A 26,287-nucleotide genomic window follows, 5' to 3' on the forward strand; every position below is an offset into this window, starting at 1 on the left:
CCGCGCCCGCGCAGAGGCGGCACGTCTGGCTGCCGGGGACACCTGGAGCGGATGAGCCGACTCCGCGGCAGCAGTAGCTGAGGCCCGGGCGACGTGGGCGGGGAGTTCCCGGATCGAGCCCCCCAAGTGAGGCCGTGAAGGTCGGACAGGCTGGGTTTCCTGCTGCCATCGATGCCATCCATGGGGGACAGCTCGAAGGAGGGCTGGCGCTTGCGCGGGTGGTGGCACGGGCCCTGGTGCCCCGGTCGCGTCCTCTATCAGGTTCTCTAGACGCTGTTCCCTTCTTGGCCGGCTGCGGCAGCGTCCTGTCCGGCCACGGCACGGAATCCGACACCATGCTGGTTCAGCTCGGCAAGGAGGTCGTCCTCGCGCTCGGCCAGTGTCTCGGTGGGATCCCCGGCAGCGGCCGTGTTCCTGATGGCGTTCTCGGTCTGGGCGAGCTCAATGATCAGCCCCCTTGTACTGCCCTGCACGTCCTCCGCCGGCGCACTCTGTCCGGTTGCGGGCGGCTGTTCCCCGCTCTGCTCTTTACCCTGCTCTATGGCCATGCCACCAAGGTAGACGACGGTGCGGTGTCCGGTCAGCCCCCAGTCCCGGCATCGAGAGCACGCCGGCCCTAAGCCGGTCAGTGCACACCCTAGGACGCTCGATGTCGCAGGCACGGAACGTCTTCGGGGCCCGGGGGCTCCCGCGCGGGGTGGGCCTGCTGGTAGAACGGGACGATGGACCAGAACGAGGCACCCCTCGTAGATGCATTGGCCGAGTACCACCGCTTGGACCGCTACGGCTTCACCCCACCGGGCCACCGTCAAGGCCACGGGGCCGACCCACGGGTCCGTGCCGTGCTGGGCGAGCAGAGGTTCCGATCGGATGTCCTGGCTTCGGCAGGACTGGACAGTCGCTCCTCGTCGGGGGGCTACCTGAAGAAGGCCGAACAGCTTATGGCGGAGGCCGTGGGGGCGGAACAGGCCTTCTTCTCCACGTGCGGCAGCTCCCTCTCGGTCAAGGCGGCGGTCCTTGCCGTCGCTGCAGGAAAGGGCGACCTCCTGGTCAGCCGGGACGCGCACAAGTCGATCGTCGCCGGGCTGGTCTTCTCCGGCATCCAGCCACGCTGGATCCAGCCCCGCTGGGATCCGGAACTGCACCTCGCGCACCCGCCCTCCCCGGCCGACGTCGAGCAGATGTGGAACCGCTACCCGGACGCGGCTGGCTGCCTGATCGTCAGTCCGACCCCGTACGGGACCTGCGCAGACATCGCCGCAATCGCCGCCGTCTGCCACGACCGGGGCAAGCCGCTGATCGTCGACGAGGCCTGGGGCGCGCATCTGCCCTTCCACGATGACCTGCCGACGTGGGCGATGGACGCCGGCGCGGACATCTGCGTTGTCAGCGTCCACAAGATGGGCGCCGGCTTCGAGCAGGGCTCGGTCTACCACCTCCAGGGAGACCTGGTCGACCCGGCCCACCTGTCCGCCTGCGCGGACCTGCTGATGACCACCAGCCCCAATTCGATCCTGTACTCGGCGATCGACGGCTGGCGGCGCCAGATGGTCCAGCACGGGGCGGAGCTGCTGGGAAATGCCCTGGCGCTGTCCCGCCGGCTGCGCACGGATATCGAGGCATTGCCCGGATTCCATGTGCTCGAGGACGAGCTGCTGGCTGTGGAATCTTCCTACGACCTGGACCGTATGCAGGTCCTGATAGACCTCTCCGGGCTCGGAATCAGCGGATACCAGGCCGCGGACTGGCTGCGGGATACCCACAGGATCGACATGGGCCTCAGCGACCATCGACGCATCATGGCCACGCTCTCGATGGCCGACGACGAAGCCACGGCCACCAGGCTGACGGACGCCCTCAGAGCTCTGGCCGACGCCGCGCCGACCATGACGCCGCCGCCACCAGTCGCGCTGCCCGCTCCACACGAACTGGAACTGGAAACCGCCGTTCTTCCAAGGGACGCCTTCTTCGGCCCCACCGAAGACGTCCCCACGGCCGAAGCCGTCGGACGGGTGGCCGCCGAGCAGATCACCCCCTACCCGCCCGGCATCCCCGCGATTGTCCCCGGAGAGGTGATCAACGCGGCGGTCATCGACTACCTCGAGTCAGGGCTCCGGGCCGGCATGGTTCTCCCCGACCCCGCCGACCCGGCCCTCACAACGATCCGCGTCCTCCAGAAATAGCCCGCAACCACACGGGGAGCAGCTGCAAGGAGCAGTGCCCGCCGGGAACCTGCCCGAGTGGCCAGCGCTCGGTGGAGGTGAGGGGTCAGGAGACGCGCGAAAGGCCGCCTGCGGCGTTTATTAGGGGCGCGGGCAGCCGTAGCCCGTAGTGCTCGCGCAGCGTTGTTCCCGCGTACTCCTCACGGAAGAGGCCGCGCGCTTGTAGCAGCGGCACGACATGGTCCACGAACTCGTCAAGCCCCGCGGGCAGGGCCGCCGCCATGACGTTGAAGCCATCGGCGGCCCCGTCCCGGAACCAGGCCTCAAGAGTGTCCGCGACCTGTTCCGGTGTGCCGGCAACGGTCCGGTGCCCTCGGCCGCCGCCGAGGCGACCGATGAGCTGGCGCACGGTGAGCCGCTCACGGCGTGCCAGGTCCACGACGAGCGTGTAGCGGCTCTTCGCACCCTCGATCTCGTCCTCGTCGGGGAGGTCCGCTGGAAGCTCCCTGTCCAGGGGGAGGTCCTCCGGGGCGAGGCGCAGGGTCCTGGCGAGCTCGTCCCTCGCGAATTCGGGGCGGATGAGCTCATCCAGCTCCCGCTCACGCCGGAGCGCCTCCTCCGCGGTTGCGCCGAGGATGGGCACGATGCCCGGAAGAATCTTGATTCCGTCGGGGTCGCGCCCAGCGGCGGCCGTGCGCGCCTTGAGATCGCTGTAGAACGCCTGGGCTTCCTCGAGGGTCTGCTGGGCAGTGAACACGGCCTCGGCGTGGTTGGCGGCAAGGTCCTTGCCGTCCTCGGAGGAGCCGGCCTGCACGATGACTGGGCGCCCCTGCGGGGAGCGGGGGATGTCGAGCGCACCCCACACCGAGAAGTGCCGACCGGAATGCTCGACGGCGCGCACTCGCCGGGCATCGGCCCAGATCCCCGCCTCCTTGTCGGCGACGATCGCGTCGTCCTCCCACGAGTCCCACAGCTTGGAGGCCACCTCGAGGAACTCGGCCGCGCGCTCGTACCGGCCGCGGTGGAGCGGCTGGTCATCGAGCCCGAAGTTCCGCGCGGCGTCGGCCCCTGCGGTGGTCACGACGTTCCAGCCGGCCCGGCCGCCCGAGAGGTGGTCGATCGAGGCGAAACGGCGGGCGAGGTTGTACGGGGAGTTGTAGCTCGTCGAGGCGGTCGCGATGAGTCCGATCCGCTCTGTCACGGCCGCGAGGGCCGCGAGCAGCACGGTAGGCTCCACGGCACCGGGCGGCCGCCGCTCCACCGAACCCCACAGCACGGGCGAATCGGCGAAGAACACCGAGTCGAACTTCCCCCGCTCCGCGGTCTGGGCCAGACGGGAGAAGTGCGCGAGGCTTGTGCCCGCGAACGGGTAACTCTCGGGGAGCCGCCACGACGCCTCGTGGTGACCCGTGCTCATGAGGAACGCGTTCAGGTGCAGCTGCTCACCCATGCTCAGGCCACCGCCCCGGTGGAGACGACCTCCGAGTAGTGCGAGGAGTCGCCCTCGATCGACTGGCTGGTCTTCCCGTCGATCCCGGCCGGGATGTCCCCGGCGATCGTTACCCGGTTGAGCTTGCGCGGCTGGCCATCGTAGTTCGAGGGCGCGTAGTGCTGGGTGATGCGGTTGTCGAAGAGGACGAGCTGGTTCGGTTCCCAGTTCACGCGGACCACGTTCTCCGGCCGGGTGATGTAGGCCTGCAGCAGGCGCAGGATGTCGCGCGACTCGGTATTGGAGAGACCGACGATCCGCAGACGCTGGGCGAAGCCGCCGATGAAGAGGCCCCGTTCCCGGGTGAGGGGATGGACGCGGACCACCGGATGGGCCGTCTGGTACTTGACGCGCGTGAAGACCTTGCGGCGCTCCTCGGCGGTGGCGTGCTCGAGGTTCTTCGGCACGGCGTAGTCGTAGTCGTTCGTGTGGATGGCCCAGAGCGTGTCGGCGAAGTTCCGCAGCTCCGCCGGCAAGTCCTCGTAGGCGGCCGCCGACGAGGCGATGAGCGTCTCGCCGCCGTAGGACGGCACAGTGATGCTGCGCAGCGTGGTGGCCTGCGGCGGGTTGATCACGAACGTGACGTCCGTGTGCCAGGTGTTCGCCGACCCGTCCTCGCTGTCCACGGGGAGCACGTTCTCGGCTCCGTCCACGGACGCCACGGTCGGGTGGGCCTTGGTGAGCGGGCCGAAGCGCGATGCGAAGCGGACCTGGTCCTCGTCGGTGCGGATGTTGGCTTCGCGGAACACGAGTGCCTTGTGCTCGTTGAGGGCCCCCCGGATCTCGCGGACGGTCTCGTCCGAGAGGTTGTGGCTGAGGTCGAGACCGCGGATCTCGGCGCCGATGCGCGCGCCGAGCTTGGTGAAGGCGAGGCGGGTGGAGATGGCTGTGCTGGTCATGGCAGGTCCTTTCGAGAGTGGGAAGAGCAGGGTCAGGCGTTGGCCTCGACGCGCCAGCGCGAGAAGCGGCGCTCGAGCGCGACGAGGAGCGTGTTCACGGCGAGGCCGAGGAGCGAGACAGTGAGGATGCCCGCGTACATGTCCGGGATGAGGAAGCTCGACTGCGCGTTGACGATCAGGTACCCGAGCCCGGCCTTGGCCCCGACCATCTCCGCCGCGATGAGCACGAGGATCGATGCCGTGCCGGCCATGCGGATGCCTGTGAAGATCGTTGGCACCGCGGAGGGCAGGATGACCTTGAGGAACAGCGAGAGGTGCGAGAGGCCAAGCGAGCGGGCGGCCCGCACAAGCAGCGGGTCCACGGTCCGAACCCCGGCCACGGTGTTGAGCAGCACTGGGAAGAAGGCGGCGTACGCGACGATCGTGATCTTCGATTCCTCGCCGATCCCGAGCAAGAGAGTGACCACCGGAAGGAGCGCGAGGGCTGCGGTATTGCGGAACACTTCTAGCAGCGGCGTGATGAAGGTGCTCACCGGGCGGTACCAGGCGATGAGCAGCCCAGCCGTGATCCCGAGGACGACGGCGACGCCGAATCCCGCGACCGAGCGCGTCAGGCTCGCGACGAGGTGCGTCCCGAGCGCCCCGTTGGCGAGGAGCTTCCACGCCGCGGCGAGGACTTCGTGCAGGGGTGGGAGGAAGACGCGGGTCGAGGGCGGGGCGAACCACAGCGGCCCCACTTCCCATAGGAGCAGGAACACGACGATCGCCACGGACTTCCAGATACCGGAAACGGCGACGGCGACGGCCCGCCTGAGCGTTGGGGCAGCCACTGGGCGGTTGGCAGGCGGCGTGTCCGGGGCAGTGCTGGGTTCGGGCGCGGCGGGGGCACTGGCCGTCAGGGCTGGCGACGTTAGGGCTGACATCAGACGAGGCTCCTTTCGCGTGCGGGGATCGGCGGGGTCGTGGCCGGCTCGTCGGGAGCCGAGCCGTCGGGACGGATCTTCCGATGGCCAGCCTCCTGGGCGCGGCGGACTTCGTCGTGGAGGAGGTTCCAGACGCGGTGGCGATACTCGACGAAGGCGGGGTGCGAGCGGATGTCCGCCTCGTCGTCGTACGCCGAGAGGTGGATGTCCACCACGGCCTTGAGGCGCCCAGGGCGGGAGCTGAGCACGGCGACCCGCTGCCCGAGGTAGACCGCCTCCTCGATGCCATGGGTGATGAACACGATGGTCTTGCCCGTGGCCTGCCAGATCCTGAGCAGTTCGCCCTGGAGCTGCTCGCGGGTCTGGGCATCGAGGGCGGCGAAGGGCTCGTCCATGAGGAGGATGTCGGGTTCGAACGCGAGGCTTCGGGCGATCGCGACGCGCTGCTTCATGCCGCCCGAGAGCTCGTGCGGGTAGCGGTCCTCGAAGCCGGTGAGACCGACGAGGGCGAGGTAGTGGCTGGCCCTCTCGGCGCGTTCGCGCCTGCCCAGCCCCGTCCCCTCGAGCCCGATCGCAACGTTCTGGGATGCGGTGCGCCAGGGGAAGAGCGCGTACTGCTGGAAGACGACGGCTCGGTCGCGGCCCGGACCCGTCACCGGCTTGCCGTCCACGAGCACTTCACCCGAGGTGGGCCTGGTGAGGCCGGCGAGCAGGTCGAGGAGCGTGGTCTTGCCGGAGCCGCTCGGCCCGACCAGGGTGAGGAACTCGCCCTCACGGACATCGAGGGTGAGGCTGTCCAGCACGGTCAGGGCCCCGCCGCCGCGGACCGGGAAGTGCTGGCTGACGTCACGCAGGCTGATCTTCGGCGTCATGGGTCATCCTTTCGCGAGCGCGTTGAAGTCGTTGGTGTAGTACTTGGACGGCGTGATGTGGCCGTTCACGATCCCGGTCTCGTTGAGCCAGGTGTCCCAGCGTGTGAAGTCCGCATCGGTGATGATCCCGGCGTTCGGGACGCCGACGCTCTTGAAGTACTTCAGGTTCTTGGTACTCTCGCCGCGGTTGCGCTTATCGATGATCTGGGTGAATCGCTGGATCACCTCTTCGCGCGGCGTGGTGCGCTCCCATTCGATGGCCTTGGCGACGCCTGTCGTGAACGCCCGCACCGTGTCGGGGTTCTTGGCGACGAAGTCGCTGCGGAACACGTACTGTCCGCCCGCGAAGGAACCGAAGAGCCCATAGTCGCTGAGGAGAGAGCGCAGGCCGCCTCCCGCAATGGCGTTGTCCTGAAGGACCCCGCCCAGCACGCCGACGTCTACCTGGCCGCGCCGGACCGCTTCCTCCGTGTCATTCGGCGGAAGGACCACCAACTGGACCTGCTTGAACTCCTCTGGCGAGAGTCCGTTCTTCTCCAGCCAGGTGTCGATGACGGCCTCGGAGTGCGCGCCGAGCGTGTTGACAGCGACCTTCTTGCCGATCAGATCGCGGGCGGTGCGGATCGGGCTGTCGTCCTTGACGTAGAAGCCGTTGAAGGTCTTCTCATCCTCGCCGTAGTAGTTCACGACCGCTTTCACGGGCGCGCCGGCTTCGACGAGCTTGACCACGGCACCGGTGAACGCACCGCCAAAATCCGTCTGGCCAGTCGCGGCGGACTGGATGTCCTGCGGGCCGCTCGTCGTGTTCCCCACCCAGGTGAGCTTCACGTCGCCGAGGAAGCCAAGATCCTGGGCGATCTCGGGCAGGGTGACGTTGTTCGCGGAGCCCTGGTACCGCAATTCGGTGGCCTCCTGCCCTCCGTCCGTGGCGGCGGCGGGGCCGGAGCAGGCGGAAAGGGACATAGCGAGGGCGGCCGCGACCGCGGCTGCGGCAACGGAGGTCAGTTTCTTCTTCATGGGTTTTCCTCGGGTTTTTGGGTGCACAAAGGCAGGGGTGATAGGCACGCGGCAGGAATCCCCGCGCGAAAAGGGAAGAGAGAGGCTGGGCCGGTTACTTGGCCCAGTACGCGTGGTTGGTGAGGGGGCGGAAGCTCTCCGGCTCGGAAACGCTGACGGCCTCGCCGATCAGGATCACGTGGTCCCCCGCGTCTACTCGCTGCCAGAGGCGACACTCAAGGCGCGGGACGTCGTTGGCCACTATGGGTGAGCCCAGGACCCCGGGTTCCCAAGCCAGTCCCGCGAACTTCTCCGGCCCCTTCGCCACGAAACGCTGCACGAGGCCCCGGTCCGACTCGGACAGGAGGTGCACTGCGAAATGGTCGGTGGTGTTCCAGACCTCGAAGGACGACGACCGCCGGTCCACAGCCCACGAGACGAGCGGCGGGTCGAGACTGACGGATGCGAACGAGTTGCTCACAAGCCCTGCCGGAGTGCCCTCGCTCGAGGTGGTGATGACGGCGATGCCCGTGGCCCAGTGCCCCATGGTCCGGCGGAGCTCTGCCCCGCTGACGGCGTGCTGCACAGTGGTGACGGTCATGGTGGTCCTCAGCAATCCCCCGGACGCCCGATTCGGGACGCCGTACTTGCCGCGGATGGAACACCGCGGCCGGATCCTCATCTGGGGCACCCCACTACGGGAGAGGGTTGCCGCCCGACCAGCCAGAGCTTTGCGCCGGGACTCTTGATCCTGAGGCCGAATCTACGAGAGCCGTCTGTTCCCGTCTATGCCCCTGCGTAACAACGACCCACGGCGTCGCGAGGGGCAACGCCACGTCCCAGAAGGTCACATTGACGCCAGACCAGATGACCCTCAATGACGGGACACCTGCAGCGTCGATTCATTCCGTATTCAGCTCACGAGGTCACTGGAATCGCGCAGCAGATGCCCATTTCCCGATGGCCAGAGGAACCGATCATTGTGCGGAAGCGGATTTGCGAATGCCGCATTGCTAGCGATGATTCAATGATCCCGTGGAAGGAACTCCGCAACGTCGTGGCTGTCGGCAAGCCTCGCCATTCCGGGCCTCGGACAGCAGAAGCGCGCGCCCTCGAGATGGCCCAACGGCTCGTTTAGCCTGCCCAGTCTCGCGCGCTCCGCTCAGCGAGCCTGCTGCGCGGCGAACTGCGCAGCGTGCCGAACGGGCGCGTTCGGAGCACCGAAGCCGTCGTAGCCGTCGATCCGCTGCACCACCTCGAAGAACACGCTCCCCACAGCCGCCGTGTAGAAGTGGAGGAACTCGCCCTTGTCGTCACGGTCGTAGAGCAGATCCAGCTCGCGGAGCCGGGCGAGGAGGCGGGGGTCCAGCGCGAACCGCGCCTCGAGGTCCTCGTAGTAGTTCTCGGGGATCGCAAGGAACGGCAGCCCCCTCCCCCGGCACGCCGCGGCGTAGACGGTCAAGTCCGGCACCTCCACCGCGATGTGCTCGAGGAATGTGTCCTGCAGGGTCCCGCGCACCGAGTCCGACTGGACCCACGGCGCAAGGTTCAGCGCCAGCCGGACGCTCCGATCCCGAGTCTGCATGACCTGCGAGCGGACGAGCCCGGCGGGGCTCGAGACGTCCTGCGACGCCTCCGGCGTGAGCGCGAGCACGGATGAGTAGAACAGCACGGCCTCGTCGAAGTGCTGCCACGGCTGGCCCAGGTTGATGTGGTCGATTCGGGCCGCAGGCGAGGGAACGGAAGCCCCATCCGGGGGCGACGCCTCGCCTGGGCCGAACTCCTCCACCCACGCCGTGTCCTGGCAGAGGAAGACCTCGGTGCCGTCGGGCGCCTTGACGGCCTGGAGGATCTCCTCGTCGGCCTGAGAGGGCCGCGGCACGGGGATGGCCCTAAGCTGCACGGCCCTCGCCGCGGCCGCGACGGAGTTCTCGACGTCAAAGCCAAGCGCCGAGATCCCGGGCGCCACCCCCGCGGCACCCTGGCGGTTGAGCACGATCCGCGCGTCCCCGAGCGTCCACAGCGCCACAGGCTTGGTGCGGTGCTCGCCGCGCGGGGAGAAGCCGAGCTGGGCCAGGAGCCGCTCGAGCGCGGCGGGATCCTCGGCCTTGACCTCGGCGAAGTTGAGCCCCGTGGGCGGAGCCACCCGCGGCAGCGTGCGCAAGGGCATCGCGAAGCGCTCCTCCCCGGCTGCACCCGCGAGCTGCGCGGTCCGCTCCTCAAGCCAGATGAGGGACCGCATCGCGTCCACGGCGGTGCGCTCCACGTCGGCCTGCCGGAACGTGTCGTTGAAGACCTCGAGGGACACCGGCCCGTCGTAGCCCGTGCGCGCCACATGGCCGAGGAACTTGGGGAGGTCGAACTGCCCCTCCCCCGGGAACACGCGGTAGTGGCGGCTCCAGGAGAGGACGTCGAGGGAGAGCTTGGGTGCGTCGGCGACCTGGACGAAGAAGATCTTCTCGCCGGGGATCTTCTCGATGGGCTCGGTGTCCCAGCCGCGCGAGAGGATGTGGAACGTGTCGAGGCACGTGCCGAGGTTCGGGTGGTCCGCGTCGGCGACGAGCCGCCACGCGTGCTCGTAGTCGTTGACGTACGTGCCCCACGCGAGCGCCTCGTACGCGACTTTGACGCCGTGGCCGGCGGCCAGCTCGGCGAGGCCGTGGAGCTGCTCGGTGCGGAGGGCGTCGTCGTCGATGCTTGCCGTACCCACGTTGGAGCACACGAGGATCGTGTCGATGCCGAGGCGGCCCATGAGGCGGAACTTCGCCTCGGCGCGGCGGAGGTTGGCCCGGTACAGCTCGTCGGGCACGGAGTCGAAATCGCGGAACGGCTGGTAGAGGTCGAGGCCGAGACCGAGGTCCGCGGCGAGTCGCCGTACGTCCTCGGGGCTCAGGGACGAGGTGACGAGATCGGTCTCGAAGATCTCGACGCCGCCGAAGCCCGCCTTCGCGGCGGCCCGCAGCTTCTCCTCGAGCGTCCCGGAGAGGCAGACGGTCGCGATTCCGGTGCGCATCAGGCCGCGCCCGCCACGCGCACGGACTCGCGCGCGGCCTCGCGCACGGCCTCGTTCTTGGCCTCGTTCGCGGCCTTGCTCTCGGCCTCGTCCTCCGCCTCGACGAGCTCGAGGAAGTGCGCCCGCATCCGCTCAGCGTCCGGCTCGAGGCCCGTAAAGATGCGGAACGCGTCGACGGCCTGGCCCACGGCCATGCGGCCGCCGTCGAGCACGCGGCAGCCAGCCGCGCGGGCCTCCCGCACGAGCTGCGTCTCGATCGGCCGGTACACGATGTCCGCGACCCAGTGGCGCGGCTCGAGCAGGGACGTGTCGAATGGAGTGCCCGGGTGCGCTGCCATCCCCACCGGGGTGCAGTGCACGACGCCGTCGGCCGCCGGAAGCAGCGAGGCGAGCTCCGCCGTCGTGCCCGCCTCGACGGACGCCTCGGGGAAGAGCCCCGCGAGCTCGGCGACACGGGCCTCGGCGCGGGAGCGGTCGACGTCGACAATCACCAGATGCTGGACGCCGGCGGTGAGCAGCGCGTAAGCGACCGCGGACCCGGCGCCGCCGGCGCCGAGCTGGACGACGCGGCCGAGCGCCGCATCCGGCAGGCCGGAGCGGAAGGCGGAGAGGAAGCCGGACCAGTCGGTGTTGTGGCCCACGGTTCGGCCGTCGGGCCGGATGACCACGGTGTTGACGGCGCCGAGGCGGGCGGCGTCGTCGTCGACCTCGTCGAGGTGCTCGATCACGAGCTGCTTGCATGGGTGCGTGATGTTCAGGCCGTTGTAGCCGAGGTGCCGCGCGGCGCGAACGAGGTCGCCGACGCTCTCGGGTGCGAGGCCGAGGACGGCGATGTCGATGGGCCGGTACAGGTAGAGGAGGCCGTGCGCGGCGCCCTCCCGCTCGTGCATGGGCGGCGTGAGGGACGGCATGACACCGTCGCCGATCAGGCCGATCAAGTACGACTCGGTGGTCTGGCTCATGGGGGGTCTCCTCGCACTGCGCTGCTCTCGCCGGGTGTGACCCAGCGAACACTTGTTGCAGAAACAGGATGACGTGTTGCAGCAACAAAGTCAATCAGCGCATCTTCCAGGACTCCCGAGGGGCGTCCCGCCCACCTGTCTCGTCTCTCTAGGCGCTGGGTCTGGCTCGCCGGCGCCGCAGGAACGCCGCGAGGCGGCCCGGAAACTCGAGCGGATCGGCGGCAGGCGCGGGCGGCTCGCCCCTCACGGGCGCCACGAGCGGCTCGAGGCCCCGATTGACGGCGGACTTCGCAGCCCGAAGCGACGCGGGAGGGAACCGACCCCAGCCCGCGAGCAGCGCTTGGAGTTCCTCCTCGAGCCGTTCGTCCTCGACCACCGTGGTCATGAGCCCGATGCGCTCCGCCTCCTCCGCGGGCAGCAGGCGCCCTCCGTAGAGCAGGTCCTTGGTCCGTGAGGGCCCGATGCGCAGCGACATCCGCGTCGCGAAGGAGGCCGGCACGAGGATCCCGAGTCTGGAGACCGGCATGCCGACCTGTGCTGAGGCTGCGGTGAGCTGCAGATCGCACGCGAGGGCGAGCTGGCATCCGCCGCCCGCAGCCACGCCCTCGACCACGGCCAGCGTCGGCATCGGGAGATCCTCGATGGCCCGCAGCGTCTGCTCGAGCTGCCAGAAGCTGCGGTCGAACGCGGCGACACCGGCACCGTCCCATTCAGTCAGGTCCGAGCCCGAGCAGAACACGCCGCCCCGCCCCCGGAACACGACGGCGCGGAGGTCGCCGCGGTCGGCGAGCTCCCCCGCGGCCCGTCCGAGCGCGTCCCATTCCTGCGACCGCAGGGCGTTGAGGCGCTCCCCGGTGCCGAACGTCACGACGGCGAGCGAGCCGTCGTCGTCGATCGTCACCGATCCCGCCGTCCCCACGGCTGAATCCGTCATCCGATGGCCCCGGCCGCATGCATCCGCTCAATATCCGAGCGGCTGTAGCCCAATGCGGTGAGAACCTCGTCGCTGTGCTGGCCGACCAGCGGCGGCGGCATCCGCACCGACGCGGGCGTCCGCGTGAGCCGGATGGGGCAGGCGACGGTCCTGAGCCGGCCGGCGCTCGGGTGCTCGACCTCTGCGACCATGCCGCGCGCCAGGATCTGCGGGTCCGAGAGCGCCTCGTCGACCGTCTGGATGGGACCCACGGGAATGCCGGCCTCCTCGAGCCGGGCCACCCAGGCCCGCGTCGTGGCGGTGCTGAGGATCTCCTCGATGAGGTGGACGAGATCGTCGCGGTGGGCCACCCGCAGCGGGTTCGTGGCGAAGCGCGCGTCCGCCGCGAGATCCGGTCTGCCGAGGGCAACGGCAAACGCCCGCCACAGCCTGTCGTTGCCCACGGCGATCATGACGAAGCCGTCCGCCGTCGGGAAGGCCTGGTACGGCGCGATGGTCGGGTGCGCCGAGCCGTAGCGCCTCGGGATCTCGCCGCTGGCGAAGTACCCGCTGGCCACGTACGTGAGCCACGAGACCGAGCCGTCGAGGAGGCTGATGTCCACCCACTGCCCCTGGCCCGTGCGGTCCCGCTCATGGAGGGCGGCGAGGATCCCGATCACGGCCCAGGTGCCTGCAATGAGGTCCGATCCGCTGATACCGACGCGCACGGGCGGCCCGCCCGGCTCCCCGGTGACGCTCATGATCCCACTGCGCGCCTGGGCGATCGCATCGTAGCCCGCGCGCCCCGCCTCCGGGCCGGTCTGGCCGTACCCGCTGATGGACGCGTAGATGAGCCCCGGGTTGTCTGCGGACAGCTGCTCGTAGCCCAGCCCGAGGCGCTCGGCCGTGCCGGGGCGGAAGTTCTCGACGACCACATCGGCCCCGCGCGCGAGCCGGCGCACTGCTTCGATGCCTTCGGGGGACCTGAAGTCCACCGCGAGGCTCCGCTTGTTCCGATTCACAGACAGGTAGTAGGCCGCCTCGTCACCCTGGAAGGGCGGCCCCCACTGCCTCGTGTCGTCCCCCTCGCCGGGACGCTCGATCTTGATGACGTCCGCGCCGAGGTCCGCAAGGGTCATGGTCGCGAAGGGGCCGGAGAGGATACGGCTCAAGTCCAGGACGGTGAGGTCGCGCAGGGGGCCAGCCGCGATGACCCCCTGCGCCCGCTGCCCAGCGTCTGGACGAAGGCTCGAGCCGCGCAGCGTCATGCGCGCTTCGCTTGGCTCTGGGACGCCGCGGCCGCAGGGGCCGCCGTGCTCCTGTTCGGAAGGAGCAGCAGCGCGCCCATACTGACTGCCGCGCAGATGATGATGTAGATGGAGATGGCCGCCGATCCTCCGGTCCCCTGCAGCAGCGCGGCCGCGATGAGCGGCGCGGGCCCACCCGCGATCACGCTCGCGAGCTGGTAGCCCATGCCGGCGCCCGTGTACCGGATGTCCGGGTCGAAGCTCTCGGCGATGAGTGCCGCCTGGGGTCCGTACTGGACGTCGTGGAAGATGAGGCTCACCACCACCGCGACGCCAATGAGCAGAGAGTCGCGGGTATTGAGCAGCCCGAAGTACGGGAACGCGTAGAGTGCCGTGGCCACGATCCCGATGCCGTAGACGAGTTTCCGCCCGAAGCGGTCGGAAAGCATGCCGAAGACCGGAATGCTGATGAGCCCGAGCCCGGCTGCTATGAGGGTGTCGACGAGGATTGCATCGCTGCTCGTCTTCAGCTGCTTGGTCACATAGGTGATGACGAACGTGATGAAGATGTAGAACGGCGCCTGCTCCGAGGCCCGCACGAGGGCCGAGAGGAGGATCTCCTTGGGCTGGCGGCGGAAGGCCTCCATGAGCGGAACATTGACAACCTTGTCGGCCTTGCGCACGGCCTCGAACTCCGGGCTCTCGACCACGCGCATCCGCACGAACAGGCCGACGCCGACGAGGACGATGCTGATAAGGAACGGGATGCGCCAGCCGTAGGTGATGAAGTCGGCCCCGGTCACGCCCGAGGTGAGCCGGACGAGGCCGGTCGAGAGCACGAGACCGAGGGGCACCCCCATCTGCGGCCAGCTGGCCGAGAGCCCGCGGCGGTGCTGCTGGCCCCATTCCATGGCGATCAGCACAGAGCCACCCCACTCGCCACCAACGCCGACGCCCTGGATGACGCGCAGCACGGTCAGGAGGATCGGCGCCCAGACGCCGATGGCCTGGTACGTCGGCAGGACGCCGATCAGCACCGTGCCGAAGGCCATGAGGAACAGAGTGACCATGAGCGTCGTCTTGCGCCCGATCCGGTCGCCGTAGTGCCCGAAGATCGCGGCGCCGACGGGGCGCGCCACGAACCCCACGAACTGGGTTCCGAAGGCGGCGATGACCCCGGCGAAGTTGTCCTGTCCCGGGAAGAAGAGCTGCGGAAAGACGAGGGCGGCTGCCGTGCCGTAGAGGAAGAAGTCGTACCACTCGATGGTCGTCCCGACCACGCTCGCGTAGGTTGCGCGGCGGACGGCCTGTTCTCGGGTTACTGCCTGAACACTCATCAGTCCTCCATTGGCATGATGACGGGTGCCGGAGGCCAGGCCGGGGGAGGTTCCCCCTCGTCGTGGTCGTTCAGAACCCGTATTGTGGTTTGCGCACCCATAATCTGGTTCTTGAAGGCACGATGTCAACGCTTCGCGTCGACGGATTCGAGAAGGGACGGCCAGCCATGGCAAGGGAGACAGGCACCGCGACAGCGCCCCTGCTCGTGCTCGTGAAAGTCGCGGCGATCCTCTCGTGCTTCACGGTGGAGGACCCCGAGCCCACGCTCCAGCAGATCATCCGCAGCACGGGCCTTCCCGCGAGCACCTGCCAGCGGCTGGTCCAGAACATGGTCCGGGAGGGCTTCCTCGACCGGGACGGCGACAGGTACCGCGTCGGGATCCAGCTCGTGCGGTGGGCCACTCCGGGAACGATCGGCCTCGACATCGTGCGGACCGTCCGGCCCATCCTCCAGGCGCTGCGCGACGAGACCGGCGAGTCGGCGTGCCTGTACATCCGCGACGGCGCCCACCGCACCGTGGTGGCGGTCGCGGAGACCCGGCACGTCGTCATGCGCCCGTTCCATGTGGGGCAGGTGATGCCCATCCACGCGGGTGCGCCGGGCAAGGTCTTCCTCGCGTTCGACCCTGGCGCTCGGTCCGCGCTCGACGGCGCCGAGCTCACGAAGTTCACGGCCACTACTCCGGACAGCTGGGACGAGCTGGACCGGCAGATCGACGTTGCGCGCTCGCAGGGGTACTTCGCGGCGTTCGGCGAGCGCAATGCGGACGTGGGCTCCATCAGCGCACCCGTCTACGACTACTCGGACGAGTTCGCGGCGGTGCTCGGGGTGGGGTTCCCGCTCCAGCGCGTCTCGGAGGCCGACGTCGAGCGGCTCGGCCCCGCCGTCGCGCGCGCCGCGCTCGAGGCGAGCCTAGCGATGGGTTACAGCCCGGCCACCGGTGCGCCGGGGACCGGATTCGCGGCACAGGCGGCCGTAGGCATGAAGGCGGACACGAAGAAGGGGACCCGCGCACGGCGTGCGCGGGTCCCCTTCTTGGCTGGAGAAGGCGATGCCCCTTGATCAGGGACGGAAGAGCTCCTCGAAAGTGCCGGAGGTGGTCGGCGAGCAAGTGTTCGCCAGGCAGCCGAGGTGCCACATGTGCTCGATCGTCGAGAGCATCGTGTAGTGGTCGGCCAGCTTGCCTGAGGTCTTGTGCGGACCCTCGGCCGAGTTGATCACGATGAACGGGGCGTCGCCTCCGCCGAGGACGGCCGGGGTGGTGCCGCCGGGGGTGCTCACGCCCACCGGGCTGCCCGGGCCGCCGGACGAACCGGAGTAGTCGTTCTCGTCCCAGACGAGCACAATGCTCGACTTGGTGGTCTTCCAGGTCTCGGAGTCCATGATCTGGGAGACCTGCTGCTTGACGTAGGCGTCACCCATCTGGATGGCACCGTGGTCGAGGCCCGACGCCGGGTAGCCGCACTGCGGCTCACCGATGAGCGCCGCGCTTGACGGGGAGATGCCATGCATATCGTGGCACTGGTTGGGGCTGACCCAGACGAAGTCCGGGACGTTGCCCGTCTTGAGGTCGTTGGCAAGGTTGTGCTCCAGCGGAACGATCTTCTGCAGGCGTTCCGGCGAGTTCACGATGTCCGAGAAGTACATGAACGGGTTGTGCTTCTGCGCGTACAGCTTGACGGTCTTCCCCTGGACGACCGGGGCGAACTCGACGTTGGATCCGGCCTGCGGCAGGTTCTCCATGTAGGCCTTCCACGTCTTCCCGCTCTCCTCGAGCTGGTCGACGATGGTGCGGCCCGAGAACATGTGCGGCGTGGCCGTGGAGCTGGCAACCTGCGCCGGGGTGAGGAACGCGCCAAGCTGGTCCTCTCCAGGGCCGGGGATGAACTCCTCCGGGGCGCACTTCACCGTGGTCCCGGCCTTGCAGTCGTCCCAGATGCCCTGGAAGTCACCGGAGATGGCGGCCAGGTAGTTCGTGAGGCTGGGGTGGGTCACGCCGTGGTAGTTCGAGTCCGTGTTGTAGCGCTCGGCCAGCGAGGTGATGTAGGGCGCGTCGGCGGTGTTGCCGATGATCTGGTCGCGACCGTGGTTCTCCATCATGATCACGAAGACGTGGTCGGGGCCGCTGGCCGCGTTCGAGCCGGCGTTGCTGGCCGACGGGCTCGCCGTCGCGGCGACCGCAACGGTGCCGGTGAGCGCCACGGCCGCGGTCACGGCCGCCACGACGGCGCCGGCGCGGCGGTTAAGCACGCTGAAGCTTCGCATGTTCTTCCTCTCAGGTTGGCCCCGGGCCCGGAGCACCACGCCTATAAGTACTGCCCCACCTTGGAAGGAGCCTTGGAGAATCGCGACCCGCCGCCGACCTGAGGGTTAACTCTCGGAGAATCTGTTTCTGCAACGGCTTGACGTGTTGCAGAAACGATGTCAATCTTGAGTGGTCGGGCTGTGATGCCGACCACAGGAATGATCCGAACGAGGAGGTTCACATGGCCACGATCGCCGACATCGCGCAGGCCGCCGGCGTGTCGAAGTCCACCGTGTCCCGCTCGTTCACGCGCCCCGACTCAGTCAACGCCGAGACCCGCGAGCGCGTCCTCGTCGTCGCAGAGCAGCTGGGGTACACCGCGGTCCCTGCGAAGGCCGAGACCACCGGAACCATCGCGCTGTTCATCCCGGACATCGCGAACCCCTACTACCCGCCGCTCGTCAAGGCCGTCCAGGCGGCCTGCCAGCGGCAGTCGCTCTCGCTCCTCGTCATCGACGGCGAGGACGATCCCGAAGCGGACGCCGAGGAGCTCGAGCGGATCATCGGTCGGGTGGACGGCGCCCTGGTGTTCGCGCCGAGGCTCGACGCCGAGCGCCTCCGTGCACTCGACGCCGTCGCCCCCGTTGTCCTCATCAACCACGTTGCCGAGGGCCTCCCCTCGGTGGTCCTCTCGGCGCCCGAGGGCGCGCGCCAGGCGGTCGAGCACCTTGCGGCGCTCGGGCACCGGGCCGTCGGGTACCTCGCAAGCCGCGAGGACAACTACTCGTCGCGGGTCCGACTCGCGGCTGCGGAGGAGGCCGCCGATCACCTCGGCGTCACCCTCCGCGTGCTCACCCACGCCGAGCCCACCTACACGGCCGGCGTGCGCGGCGGGGACCTCGTCCTCGCCGAGCCTGTCACGGCAGTGATCGCGCACAACGACCTCATGGCCTTCGGGTGCATGAACCGGCTCATCGACCGTGGGATGACCGTGGGCAAGGACATCAGTGTCATCGGCTTCGACGACATCTGGCTCGCCTCCGCCTCCCGGCCCACCCTCACCACGGTGAGCACACCGTACGAGCGGGGCGGCGCCGTCGCCCTCCGCATGCTCACGGAACGGATCGGCGACCCCGACCGGCCCGTGAGCACCGTGCACCTCTCCGGCGACCTCGTGGTGCGCAACAGCACCGGGCCAGCGCCGGCCCAGCTGGACTGACGCGCCACACGCGCTTCCCACCTCCTCCCCCGCATCCGATCCACACACGAAAGGCGAGCTCCATGACGAAGCTCTCCGGCAACCCAGCCACTGCCGATACGGACCTCACGACACCCGCCGAGCAGGCGAACAGGCTCCGGCGCGCCAAGAAGGCCGCGCTCGCGGCGTTCCTCGGCGGCGCCCTCGAGTACTACGACTTCTTCGTGTACGCCACGGCGGCGTCGCTCGTGTTCTCGAAGATCTTCTTCCCGGCGGGTGACCCCGTCGTAGCGCAGATCTCCTCCTTCGCGACCTTCGGCGTCGCCTACGTCGCGCGGCCGTTCGGCGCGATCTTCTTCGGCCACCTCGGCGACCGGATCGGCCGCAAGAACACGCTCGTCCTGACGCTCGTGCTCATGGGCGCCTCGACGTTCCTCATCGGCGCACTGCCGGACTTCCGCGCGGTCGGCTACCTCGCGCCGGTTCTGCTCGTGGTGCTCCGCCTGCTCCAGGGCCTCTCCGCCGGCGCCGAGACCGCGGGTGCCTCCGCGCTGACGATGGAGGAGTCCCCTGTGGGGCGCCGCGCGTTCTTCCCCTCGTTCTCAATGAGCGGCATCTCCACCGGCATCGTGCTCGCCTCGCTCGTGTTCCTCCCCGTCGCGGCCATGTCCGAAGCCGACAGGTTCGCCTGGGGCTGGCGCATCCCGTTCTGGTCCTCGATCGTTGTCCTCATCGTCGCGTACCTCGTGCGCCGCACGCTCGAGGAGCCCATCGTCTTCGAGGAGAAGGCCCAGCACCACGACCTCGTGAAGCTCCCCTTCATCGAGATGTTCAAGACCCACCCGGCGCAGTTCGTCCAGGTTGCCCTCATGTCCTTCGAGACGGTCACGAACACGTTCATGCAGTCGTTCGGCCTGGCGTACGCCGTCTCCGTGGGCATCCCGGCACCGACGATGCTGTGGGTGAGCATCCTCGGCAACGTCATCGCCATCGCGACGCAGCCGCTCAGCGCACGGTTCGCCGACAAGTTCGGCCGCAAGCCGATCTTCATCGCGGGCATCATCGGCTCCGGCATCCTCATCTTCATCTACTTCTCCGCGATTTCGACGGCGAACATCCCGCTCGTCTTCGTGGTCTCGACCCTCATCACTGCGGGCACCTACGCGATGTCCAACGCGATCTACCCGGCCTGGTTCGCCGAGCTGTTCAACGTCCGCGTCCGCTACTCGGGCATGGCGTTCGGCCTGCAGATCGGCATCCTGTGCGCCGGCTTCACCCCGCTGATCGGCACCGCCCTCGTGGGCGGCGTGGCCGCAAACTGGGGCCCGGCGGCCTGGATCGTGGCCGGCTCGACGGTCCTGGCCCTCATCGGCGCCATCTGGGCCCGTGAGACGTACAAGACCCCGATCCACGAGCTCGGAAACAAGGTGGGCGGTTCGAAGTAGGGTCTGCTCCCTCAAGCACACGGATCTGGCTCCTCAACGGCACTCCCGTTGAGGAGCCAGATCCGTTCTGTTCGGGGGTCCAAGTGCGACACGGAGGTCAGCTTCCCGCTCTCGGTCCCGCCGCATGCCTACGGTGGAGCGCTATGAATCGTCCCAAGCGCCTGATCGTTGCCGTCCTCTGGCTCGCCGCTGCCGCCGTCCTGTTCGTCGCCCTCGATGCCTGCGGCGGCCGATCGTCGTCGGCCTCACCGTCGTCGGCCCCACCATCGTCGGCATCCACGGCCGGCCGCGTGCGGTCGTCGGCCGGTGATTCGGGCCCAGTCGTGGCCGCGGGCCACGGGTGGACGGACGCGAGCGGGATCGAAGGGCCCATGCCCGCCGCGGGGACGTGCCACGTACGCTGGACCGATGCGCACGAGCCGCTCCCGGACCCGTCCTGCACGCCGGGCGCCATCGACACGGCGGTGACCCAAGCCAACCTCCCCCAGACGGTCTGCCGCAGCGGCGGCTACACGACAAGCGTGCGCCCGCCGGCCGGGATCACGGACAAGGCGAAGACGAAGATCATGGCCGCGTACGGTATCCCCGCCGAACAGGTTGGCGACTACGAACTCGACCACCTCGTCCCCCTGGCCGACGGGGGCGCGTCCGACATCCGGAACCTCTGGCCCGAGCCGAACATCTTCGCGTCCGCGAAGCACTCCACGTCCGCCTTCGTGCACAACGACAAGGACCAGACCGAGCAGGACGCCTTCTCGGCGCTGTGCGCCGGACGGGCCACACTGTCCGCGATCCAGACGACGATGTCCACGGACTGGACCGCCGGCCACTACACCGGCTAAGGCGCTGCCGATGCAGGGGGCCGCCTTCGGAGTCCACCTTCGGAGTCCCGGGCGGACGGCGCCTACGCGCGTCGCCGGCTGCTACCGCGGACGCGGCCCCTATGCTGAGGCCATCATCAACGCTGCTCCGAGGTGGACCCATGGCGCGCAGGCTCTTCGGCGAGATTCACCCCATCACGTATCGGATTTCGGTTGCCAAAGGCAGATTCCTGAGGAATGTGAGTGACCTTCGGCCTTCCCTGCACTTGGCGAAGACCCGCGATCAGGCCGATCTTCCCGTGGTGGTCTATCGGCACAATTCCCTCATCCGGCGGCGTCTGGGCAATGTCAATCCCGAATTGCAGGACAACAAGGCGGTGAGCCTGTCCATCGCGGCACCCAAAGTCGACGGCGTGCTGATCCGCCCCGGAGAGGTCTTCTCGTTCTGGAAGCTCGTCGGGCCGGTGAGCGCCCGGCGAGGCTACCGGGAAGGCCTGACCATCGACCATGACCAGGCTGCGAGCGGGATCGGCGGCGGCATGTGCCAATTCACCAACCTCATCCACTGGATGGTGCTGCACACGCCCTTGGAAATCGTGGAGCACCACCACCATTCCGGGCTTGACCTCTTCCCGGATTTCAATCGCCAGATCCCGTTCGGCACAGGAACGTCGATTGTGTACAACTATCTGGACTACCGATTCCGGAATCCGACCTCGCAGGCGTTCCAGCTGCGCGTGTCAGTCGGCGACGACTACCTTTCCGGCGAGCTCCGCACGGAGTCGGCACTCCCCCTGAAGTACCACATCCACGAACAGGATTCCTGTTTCTTCCGGCACGACGGCAGCGTCTATCGCCACAATTCCATCCACCGGACGGCGCGGGACAAGCGGACGGGCCTCGAGGTGATGCGCCAGCACCTCTCGACCAACACCGCCTTGGTCTGCTACCCGGAGGATCTCGTCCGGCTCCCCATCCTCGACGAACGCCCCACTAGGGCCGTCGTGGAGGCGCGCTGACCGGCGCACTGACCCCTAGCCGCAGGTCCTACGACGCCTGGACGGCGATCCCCCCGAGCCACGTCCGGTTGACCTCGCGGGCTTCGGCCTCGAGCAGGCCGCCCTCCACCTCGATGCCCACCGCGCGCAGCGTCTCTGCCCCACCCTGGGCCAGCGGATTCGGGTCCGAGAGCGCGTAGACCACGCGGCTCACGCCGGCCTTGATGAGTGCCTGGGCGCACGGCCCGGTGCGCCCGGTGTGGTTGCACGGCTCGAGGGTCACGATCGCCGTCGTGCCACGGGCCGCCTCCCCGGCGCGGGAAAGGGCGTCGGCCTCTGCGTGGGCCGTCCCGGCGCCGCGATGGAAGCCCTCGGCGACCACCTCGCCGTCGTGCGCGAGGAGCACGCAGCCCACGCGCGGATTCGGACCCAGCGGCACGCCCGGGGTTGCGGCGAGCCGCAGCGCCCGGCTCATCGCCTCGGATTCGGTATAGCGCACGACGCCGGTCGCGGCCTCCGCGGCGGACAGCACCTCCGTCACGCGCTCACCGCCATGGCGAGCGCTGCGTCGAGGTCGATGCTGTGGGCCGTGTGGTCCCGCTTGGCCGTGAGGTAGCGGACGTTGGCCTCGGAGAGGTGCACGCCCGTGGGAATGCGCTCGGCGACCCGGATGCCGAGGCCCTCGAGCTGGGCGGCCTTGTCCGGGTTGTTGCTCAGGAGCCGGATGCTCTCGACGCCGACGGCGCGCAGCATCTGGGCGGCCGCGGTGTAGTCGCGCTCGTCCTCGCCGTGGCCGAGGGCCGTGTTCGCCTCGTAGGTGTCGAGGCCCTGGTCCTGCAGCGCGTAGGCATCGAGCTTCGCATAGAGGCCGATCCCCCGGCCCTCCTGGCGGAGGTAGAGCAGGAACCCGCCGGCGTCAGTGATGCGCTCGGCGGCCTCGCGCAGCTGGGGGCCGCAGTCGCAGCGCTGGGAGCCGAAGACGTCTCCCGTGAGGCATTCGCTGTGCGGGCGGACGAGCGGCGCGGCGGCGTTCGCCGAATCCGAGCCGTTGGCGGCTCTAGTCAGGGCCGCGCGCCAGTCGCCCAGGCCGAGCAGGAGGTGTTCCTTGCCATCGGCGAGACCGCGGAACGTGAAGACGTCCGCTGTGGTCCGGTATCCGTCGGGGAACTGCAGCGGCACCCGGACTTGGGTGCGGATGGCCGCCGGGGCGGCGGCGGGGACCCGCAGGGCGGTGGCGGTCATGGCATCTCCAATGCTTGAATCTTCAATCAACATTACGGACTCTCTGATTGAAGCGTCAAGCACCCCGGGGTATTCCCGACACAGCGCCCCGCCCAGCCGGAATGCGTCACGCGCGTCAGTTCCTGATCCCATCGACCCCTGCCGGACGAGCATCGGCGGCGTGTCGCCGATGCGACACGCCGCCGAGCCATACTGATCCGAGCAGGAGAACCCGCGGCCCCTACGGGATGTCCAGGATCTCGCTCCTGATGAGGAACCGCTTCCCCTCCGGAGCCTCGAGGGAGAAGCCGCTCCCCCGGCCCACCACCACATCCACGGTCAGATGGGTGTGGGACCAGTAGTTGAACTGCTCCTTCGACATCCAGAACCCGATCTCCCCGCGTCCGGGGAGGTCGAAGACGCCGAGCTGGACGTCGGCATCGCCCGTGAGGAGCTCGCCGGCGGGGTAGCACATGGGCGCCGACCCGTCGCAGCACCCGCCGGACTGGTGGAACATGAGGGGTCCGTGCCGCTCCCACAGCGAGTCGAGGAGCGTCAAGGCCGGCTCGGTCAGCGCGACCCGGGAGAAGTCCTCCCCCGGGCGCACCGGCCTCGCCGCGAGTGCTGCGTTGTGCGCAACCGCACGCTCGGCATCCATGGCGATCAGTACTTGATGACCACGCGGCCGTCGATCTTGGCGTGGTGCATCTCGTCGAAGACCTGGTTGATCTCCTCGAGATCGCGCGTGTGGAACGTCGGGTGGATGAGGCCGCGCGCGTAGAAGTCGAGCGCTTCCTCGAGGTCCTGGCGCGTCCCGACAATGGAGCCACGGATCGTCAGGCCCTTGAGCACGATGTCGAAGATCGGGGCCGGGAAGTCGCCCGGGGGCAGGCCGTTGAACACGATGGTCCCGCCCCGGCGGGTCATGCCGATGGCCTGGCCGAACGCGGCCGGGTGCACAGCGGTCACGAGCACGCCGTGGGCGCCGCCCGTTGCCTTCTGGATGGCCTCGGCCGGGTCCTCGGCGAACGCGTTGACGGTCACCTCGGCTCCGTGCTTCTTCGCGAGCGCGAGCTTCTCGTCCGCGACGTCGACGGCCGCGACGCGCATGCCCATCGCGACGGCGTACTGCACCGCGATGTGCCCGAGGCCGCCGATGCCCGAGATGACAACCCACTCGCCGGGGCGGACCTCGGTCTGCTTGAGGCCCTTGTAGACCGTGACGCCGGCGCACAGGACCGGCGCGACCTCGTACGGGTCCGCGCCCTCGGGGACGCGTGCCGCGAACTTCGTGTCGACGAGCATGTACTCGCCGAACGAGCCGTCCACGCCGTAGCCACCGTTCTGCTGCGACTCGCACAGGGTCTCCCACCCGGTGCGGCAGTACTCGCAGGTGCCGCACGTGCTCCACAGCCACGCGTTGCCGATCACCTCACCGATGGCAACGTCCGTCACGCCCTCGCCGAGCGCGACGACGGTGCCGACGCCCTCGTGCCCGGGGACGAGCGGGAGCTTGGGCTTGACGGGCCAGTCGCCCTGCGCGGCGTGGAGGTCGGTGTGGCAGACGCCGCTCGAGATGAGCTTCACGAGCGCCTGGCCGGGGCCGGGCGTGGGGATCTCGAGCTCGTCGACGGTGAGTTCGTCCCCGAAGGTGTGGACAACGGCGGCCTTGAAGGTGCTGCTCATGGTCATGCTCCTTTGCATGGTGTGGTGGGTCAGCGGAGAAACCCCGCCGGTTGAGTACTGCGGCAGGTACGGCGCACGACGGCGGGGGGTCGCGCCGTCGTGCGCCTGCACCATCGCGGGTGTGCGGTTCAGAAGGGCCGGGTCTAGAAGAAGCCGAGCTTCGACTCGGCGTAGGAGACGAGCAGGTTCTTGGTCTGCTGGTAGTGCTCGAGCATCATGAGGTGGGTCTCGCGACCGATGCCGGAGGACTTGTACCCGCCGAACGCGGCGTGCGCGGGGTAGGCGTGGTAGTTGTTCACCCACACGCGACCGGCCTGGATGTCGCGGCCGGCGCGGTAGGCGGTGTTGCCGTCGCGGGACCAGACGCCGGCGCCGAGTCCGTAGAGGGTGTCGTTGGCGATCTCGAGCGCTTCCTCGTAGTCGGAGAACTTCGCAACCGAGACGACGGGGCCGAAGATCTCCTCCTGGAAGACGCGCATCTTGTTGTTGCCCTCGAACACGGTGGGCTCCACGTAGTAGCCGCCCGCGAGCTCGCCCTCGAGGACCGCGCGCTTGCCGCCGGTGAGGACCTTGGCGCCCTCGGCCTTGCCGATCTCGATGTAGGAGAGGATCTTCTCGAGCTGGTCGTTGGAGGCCTGCGCGCCGATCATCGTGTCCGTGTCGAGCGGGTTGCCCTGGACGATCTTCTTGGTCCGCTCCACGACGTCGCCGAGGAACTTCTCGTAGATGCCCTCCTGGATCAGGGCACGGGACGGGCACGTGCAGACCTCGCCCTGGTTGAGCGCGAAGAGCGTGAAGCCCTCCTGCGCCTTGTCGTAGTAGGCGTCGTCCTTCGCGGCGATGTCGTCGAAGAAGATGTTCGGGCTCTTCCCGCCGAGCTCGAGGGTGACGGGAATGAGATTCTGGGACGCGTACTGCATGATGAGCCGGCCCGTGGTGGTCTCGCCGGTGAAGGCGATCTTGCGGATCCGCGGGGACGAGGCGAGCGGCTTGCCGGCCTCAACGCCGAAGCCGTTCACGACGTTGAGCACGCCCGCCGGGAGGAGGTCGGAGATGAGCTCGGCCAGGACGAGGATGCTCGCCGGGGTCTGCTCGGCGGGCTTGAGCACGACGGCGTTTCCGGCCGCGAGCGCGGGGGCGAGCTTCCACGTGGCCATGAGGAGCGGGAAGTTCCACGGGATGATCTGGCCGACCACGCCCAGCGGCTCGTGGAAGTGGTACGCCGTCGTGTTCTCGTCGATCTGGGAGAGCGAGCCCTCCTGGGCGCGGATCGCGCCGGCGTAGTAGCGGAAGTGGTCGACGGCGAGCGGGAGGTCTGCGGCGAGCGTCTCGCGGACGGGCTTGCCGTTGTCCCAGGTCTCGGCGACGGCGAGCAGCTCGAGGTTCTCCTCGATGCGGTCCGCGATGCGGTGGAGGATGAGAGCGCGCTCGGCGACGGAGGTCTTGCCCCAGCCCGGGGCGGCCTTGTGCGCGGCGTCGAGGGCGAGCTCGATGTCCGCGGCCTGAGAGCGGGCCACCTCGCAGAACACCTTGCCGGTGACGGGGGTGACATTCTCGAAGTACTCCCCGGCCACCGGGGCGACCCACTCGCCGCCGATGAAGTTCTCGTACCGGTCCTTGAAGGTGACCTTGCTGCCCTCGGTGCCCGGGAACGCGTAGACGGTCATGGCGAAACTCCTTTGTCTCTGTGGTGTCTGGCCTGGGGCCAATGGCTCCGGCTCTGGGCCGGCTCTGTCATCGTGGAACCGGTGTTGCACCGAGCGTAGGAGTGTGGGGGTTGCGGACGCGTTGCAACGATGTGGCGCGGCTCACAGTCATGGATTCTCAGGTTGCACTCAGTTAACTTCCATGTTGTTTT

At 68.7% G+C, this 26,287-nt stretch carries 24 protein-coding genes and 1 riboswitch; of the genes, 6 read left to right on the forward strand and 18 right to left on the reverse strand.

Translation table 11 applies throughout. The features are described 5' to 3' along the window. Positions 1-266: 266 nt before the first annotated feature. Positions 267-548 carry a hypothetical protein gene (locus tag RBS60_RS04530; RefSeq protein ID WP_307956333.1) on the reverse strand — a complete coding sequence of 94 codons (282 nt, stop codon included), beginning with the start codon at positions 546-548 and terminating at the stop codon, positions 267-269. Positions 549-722: 174 nt separating this feature from the next. Here RBS60_RS04530 and RBS60_RS04535 point away from each other — a divergent pair, with 174 nt between their 5' ends. Beyond that, entirely contained in the window at positions 723-2,183 is a 1,461-nt protein-coding gene (locus RBS60_RS04535) for an ornithine decarboxylase (RefSeq protein WP_307956334.1), read from the forward strand. A gap of 85 nt (positions 2,184-2,268) precedes the next feature. Here the strand turns inward: RBS60_RS04535 and RBS60_RS04540 are convergent, their stop codons facing one another. From RBS60_RS04540 to RBS60_RS04590, 11 genes are all read right to left on the reverse strand, one after another. Beyond that, entirely contained in the window at positions 2,269-3,612 is a 1,344-nt protein-coding gene (locus tag RBS60_RS04540) for an LLM class flavin-dependent oxidoreductase (protein ID WP_307956335.1), read from the reverse strand. 2 nt (positions 3,613-3,614) lie between these two features. Continuing rightward, complete coding sequence (locus tag RBS60_RS04545; protein WP_307956336.1) at positions 3,615-4,550, reverse strand: TauD/TfdA family dioxygenase; 936 nt, start codon at positions 4,548-4,550, stop codon at positions 3,615-3,617. 32 nt (positions 4,551-4,582) lie between these two features. Further along, positions 4,583-5,473 (reverse strand): ABC transporter permease, encoded by an 891-nt coding sequence (locus RBS60_RS04550; protein ID WP_307956337.1) that lies wholly within the window; start codon positions 5,471-5,473, stop codon positions 4,583-4,585. After that, positions 5,473-6,345, reverse strand: a complete 873-nt coding sequence (locus RBS60_RS04555) for an ABC transporter ATP-binding protein (protein WP_307956338.1) — start codon at positions 6,343-6,345, stop codon at positions 5,473-5,475. Before RBS60_RS04555 ends, RBS60_RS04550 begins: the two co-directional genes overlap by 1 nt. Before the next feature lie 3 nt (positions 6,346-6,348). Further along, the gene (locus tag RBS60_RS04560) at positions 6,349-7,362 is read right to left on the reverse strand and encodes an ABC transporter substrate-binding protein (protein WP_307956339.1); all 1,014 of its coding nucleotides are present in this window, start codon (positions 7,360-7,362) and stop codon (positions 6,349-6,351) included. A gap of 94 nt (positions 7,363-7,456) precedes the next feature. Beyond that, positions 7,457-7,942, reverse strand: coding sequence for a flavin reductase family protein (locus RBS60_RS04565; protein ID WP_307956340.1), 486 nt, complete (start codon positions 7,940-7,942; stop codon positions 7,457-7,459). A 37-nt stretch (positions 7,943-7,979) separates the two neighbouring features. After that, a riboswitch (SAM riboswitch) is annotated at positions 7,980-8,092 on the reverse strand. A gap of 411 nt (positions 8,093-8,503) precedes the next feature. Next, positions 8,504-10,354, reverse strand: coding sequence for a TIM barrel protein (locus RBS60_RS04570; protein WP_307956341.1), 1,851 nt, complete (start codon positions 10,352-10,354; stop codon positions 8,504-8,506). Next, positions 10,354-11,316 (reverse strand): shikimate dehydrogenase, encoded by a 963-nt coding sequence (locus RBS60_RS04575; protein ID WP_307956342.1) that lies wholly within the window; start codon positions 11,314-11,316, stop codon positions 10,354-10,356. Before RBS60_RS04575 ends, RBS60_RS04570 begins: the two co-directional genes overlap by 1 nt. Before the next feature lie 148 nt (positions 11,317-11,464). Further along, a complete protein-coding gene (locus RBS60_RS04580; RefSeq protein WP_307956343.1) occupies positions 11,465-12,250 on the reverse strand; it encodes an enoyl-CoA hydratase-related protein in 786 nt (261 codons plus the stop codon). After that, positions 12,247-13,497, reverse strand: a complete 1,251-nt coding sequence (locus RBS60_RS04585) for a CaiB/BaiF CoA-transferase family protein (RefSeq protein ID WP_307956344.1) — start codon at positions 13,495-13,497, stop codon at positions 12,247-12,249. Before RBS60_RS04585 ends, RBS60_RS04580 begins: the two co-directional genes overlap by 4 nt. Continuing rightward, positions 13,494-14,813, reverse strand: coding sequence for an MFS transporter (locus RBS60_RS04590; protein ID WP_307956345.1), 1,320 nt, complete (start codon positions 14,811-14,813; stop codon positions 13,494-13,496). The genes RBS60_RS04585 and RBS60_RS04590 overlap by 4 nt, the downstream gene beginning before the upstream one ends. Before the next feature lie 167 nt (positions 14,814-14,980). Between RBS60_RS04590 and RBS60_RS04595 the strand changes: the two genes are divergently transcribed. After that, on the forward strand, positions 14,981-15,877 hold the full coding sequence (locus tag RBS60_RS04595) for an IclR family transcriptional regulator (protein ID WP_307956346.1): 897 nt from the start codon (positions 14,981-14,983) through the stop codon (positions 15,875-15,877). Here RBS60_RS04595 and RBS60_RS04600 read toward each other — a convergent pair whose 3' ends face one another. Next, on the reverse strand, positions 15,878-17,080 hold the full coding sequence (locus RBS60_RS04600; protein WP_307956347.1) for an alkaline phosphatase family protein: 1,203 nt from the start codon (positions 17,078-17,080) through the stop codon (positions 15,878-15,880). 221 nt (positions 17,081-17,301) lie between these two features. Between RBS60_RS04600 and RBS60_RS04605 the strand changes: the two genes are divergently transcribed. The 4 genes from RBS60_RS04605 to RBS60_RS04620 all read left to right on the forward strand — a co-directional run bounded on the left by RBS60_RS04605 (position 17,302) and on the right by RBS60_RS04620 (position 21,543). Then, entirely contained in the window at positions 17,302-18,279 is a 978-nt protein-coding gene (locus tag RBS60_RS04605) for a LacI family DNA-binding transcriptional regulator (RefSeq protein WP_307956348.1), read from the forward strand. A gap of 62 nt (positions 18,280-18,341) precedes the next feature. Next, positions 18,342-19,703, forward strand: a complete 1,362-nt coding sequence (locus RBS60_RS04610; protein ID WP_307956349.1) for an MFS transporter — start codon at positions 18,342-18,344, stop codon at positions 19,701-19,703. Positions 19,704-19,846: 143 nt separating this feature from the next. Further along, entirely contained in the window at positions 19,847-20,545 is a 699-nt protein-coding gene (locus RBS60_RS04615; protein WP_307956350.1) for a hypothetical protein, read from the forward strand. Positions 20,546-20,685: 140 nt separating this feature from the next. After that, complete coding sequence (locus RBS60_RS04620) at positions 20,686-21,543, forward strand: VanW family protein (protein ID WP_307956351.1); 858 nt, start codon at positions 20,686-20,688, stop codon at positions 21,541-21,543. Between the two features lie 28 nt (positions 21,544-21,571). Here the strand turns inward: RBS60_RS04620 and ribD are convergent, their stop codons facing one another. The 5 genes from ribD to adh form a co-directional block, all read right to left on the reverse strand. Continuing rightward, complete coding sequence (ribD, locus tag RBS60_RS04625; RefSeq protein WP_374049215.1) at positions 21,572-22,063, reverse strand: bifunctional diaminohydroxyphosphoribosylaminopyrimidine deaminase/5-amino-6-(5-phosphoribosylamino)uracil reductase RibD; 492 nt, start codon at positions 22,061-22,063, stop codon at positions 21,572-21,574. Beyond that, entirely contained in the window at positions 22,060-22,764 is a 705-nt protein-coding gene (gene ribA, locus RBS60_RS04630; RefSeq protein WP_307956352.1) for a GTP cyclohydrolase II, read from the reverse strand. Before ribA ends, ribD begins: the two co-directional genes overlap by 4 nt. Positions 22,765-22,984: 220 nt before the next feature. After that, complete coding sequence (locus RBS60_RS04635) at positions 22,985-23,401, reverse strand: DUF779 domain-containing protein (RefSeq protein WP_307956353.1); 417 nt, start codon at positions 23,399-23,401, stop codon at positions 22,985-22,987. Between the two features lie 5 nt (positions 23,402-23,406). Beyond that, positions 23,407-24,429: an alcohol dehydrogenase AdhP gene (adhP, locus tag RBS60_RS04640; protein ID WP_307956354.1), complete on the reverse strand. Its 1,023-nt coding sequence runs from the start codon at positions 24,427-24,429 to the stop codon at positions 23,407-23,409. A gap of 143 nt (positions 24,430-24,572) precedes the next feature. Continuing rightward, positions 24,573-26,096, reverse strand: coding sequence for an aldehyde dehydrogenase (gene adh / locus RBS60_RS04645; RefSeq protein WP_307956355.1), 1,524 nt, complete (start codon positions 26,094-26,096; stop codon positions 24,573-24,575). Positions 26,097-26,287 lie beyond the last annotated feature (191 nt).

Source organism: Sinomonas sp. ASV486 (assembly GCF_030908215.1).
GTDB lineage: Bacteria > Actinomycetota > Actinomycetes > Actinomycetales > Micrococcaceae > Sinomonas > Sinomonas puerhi.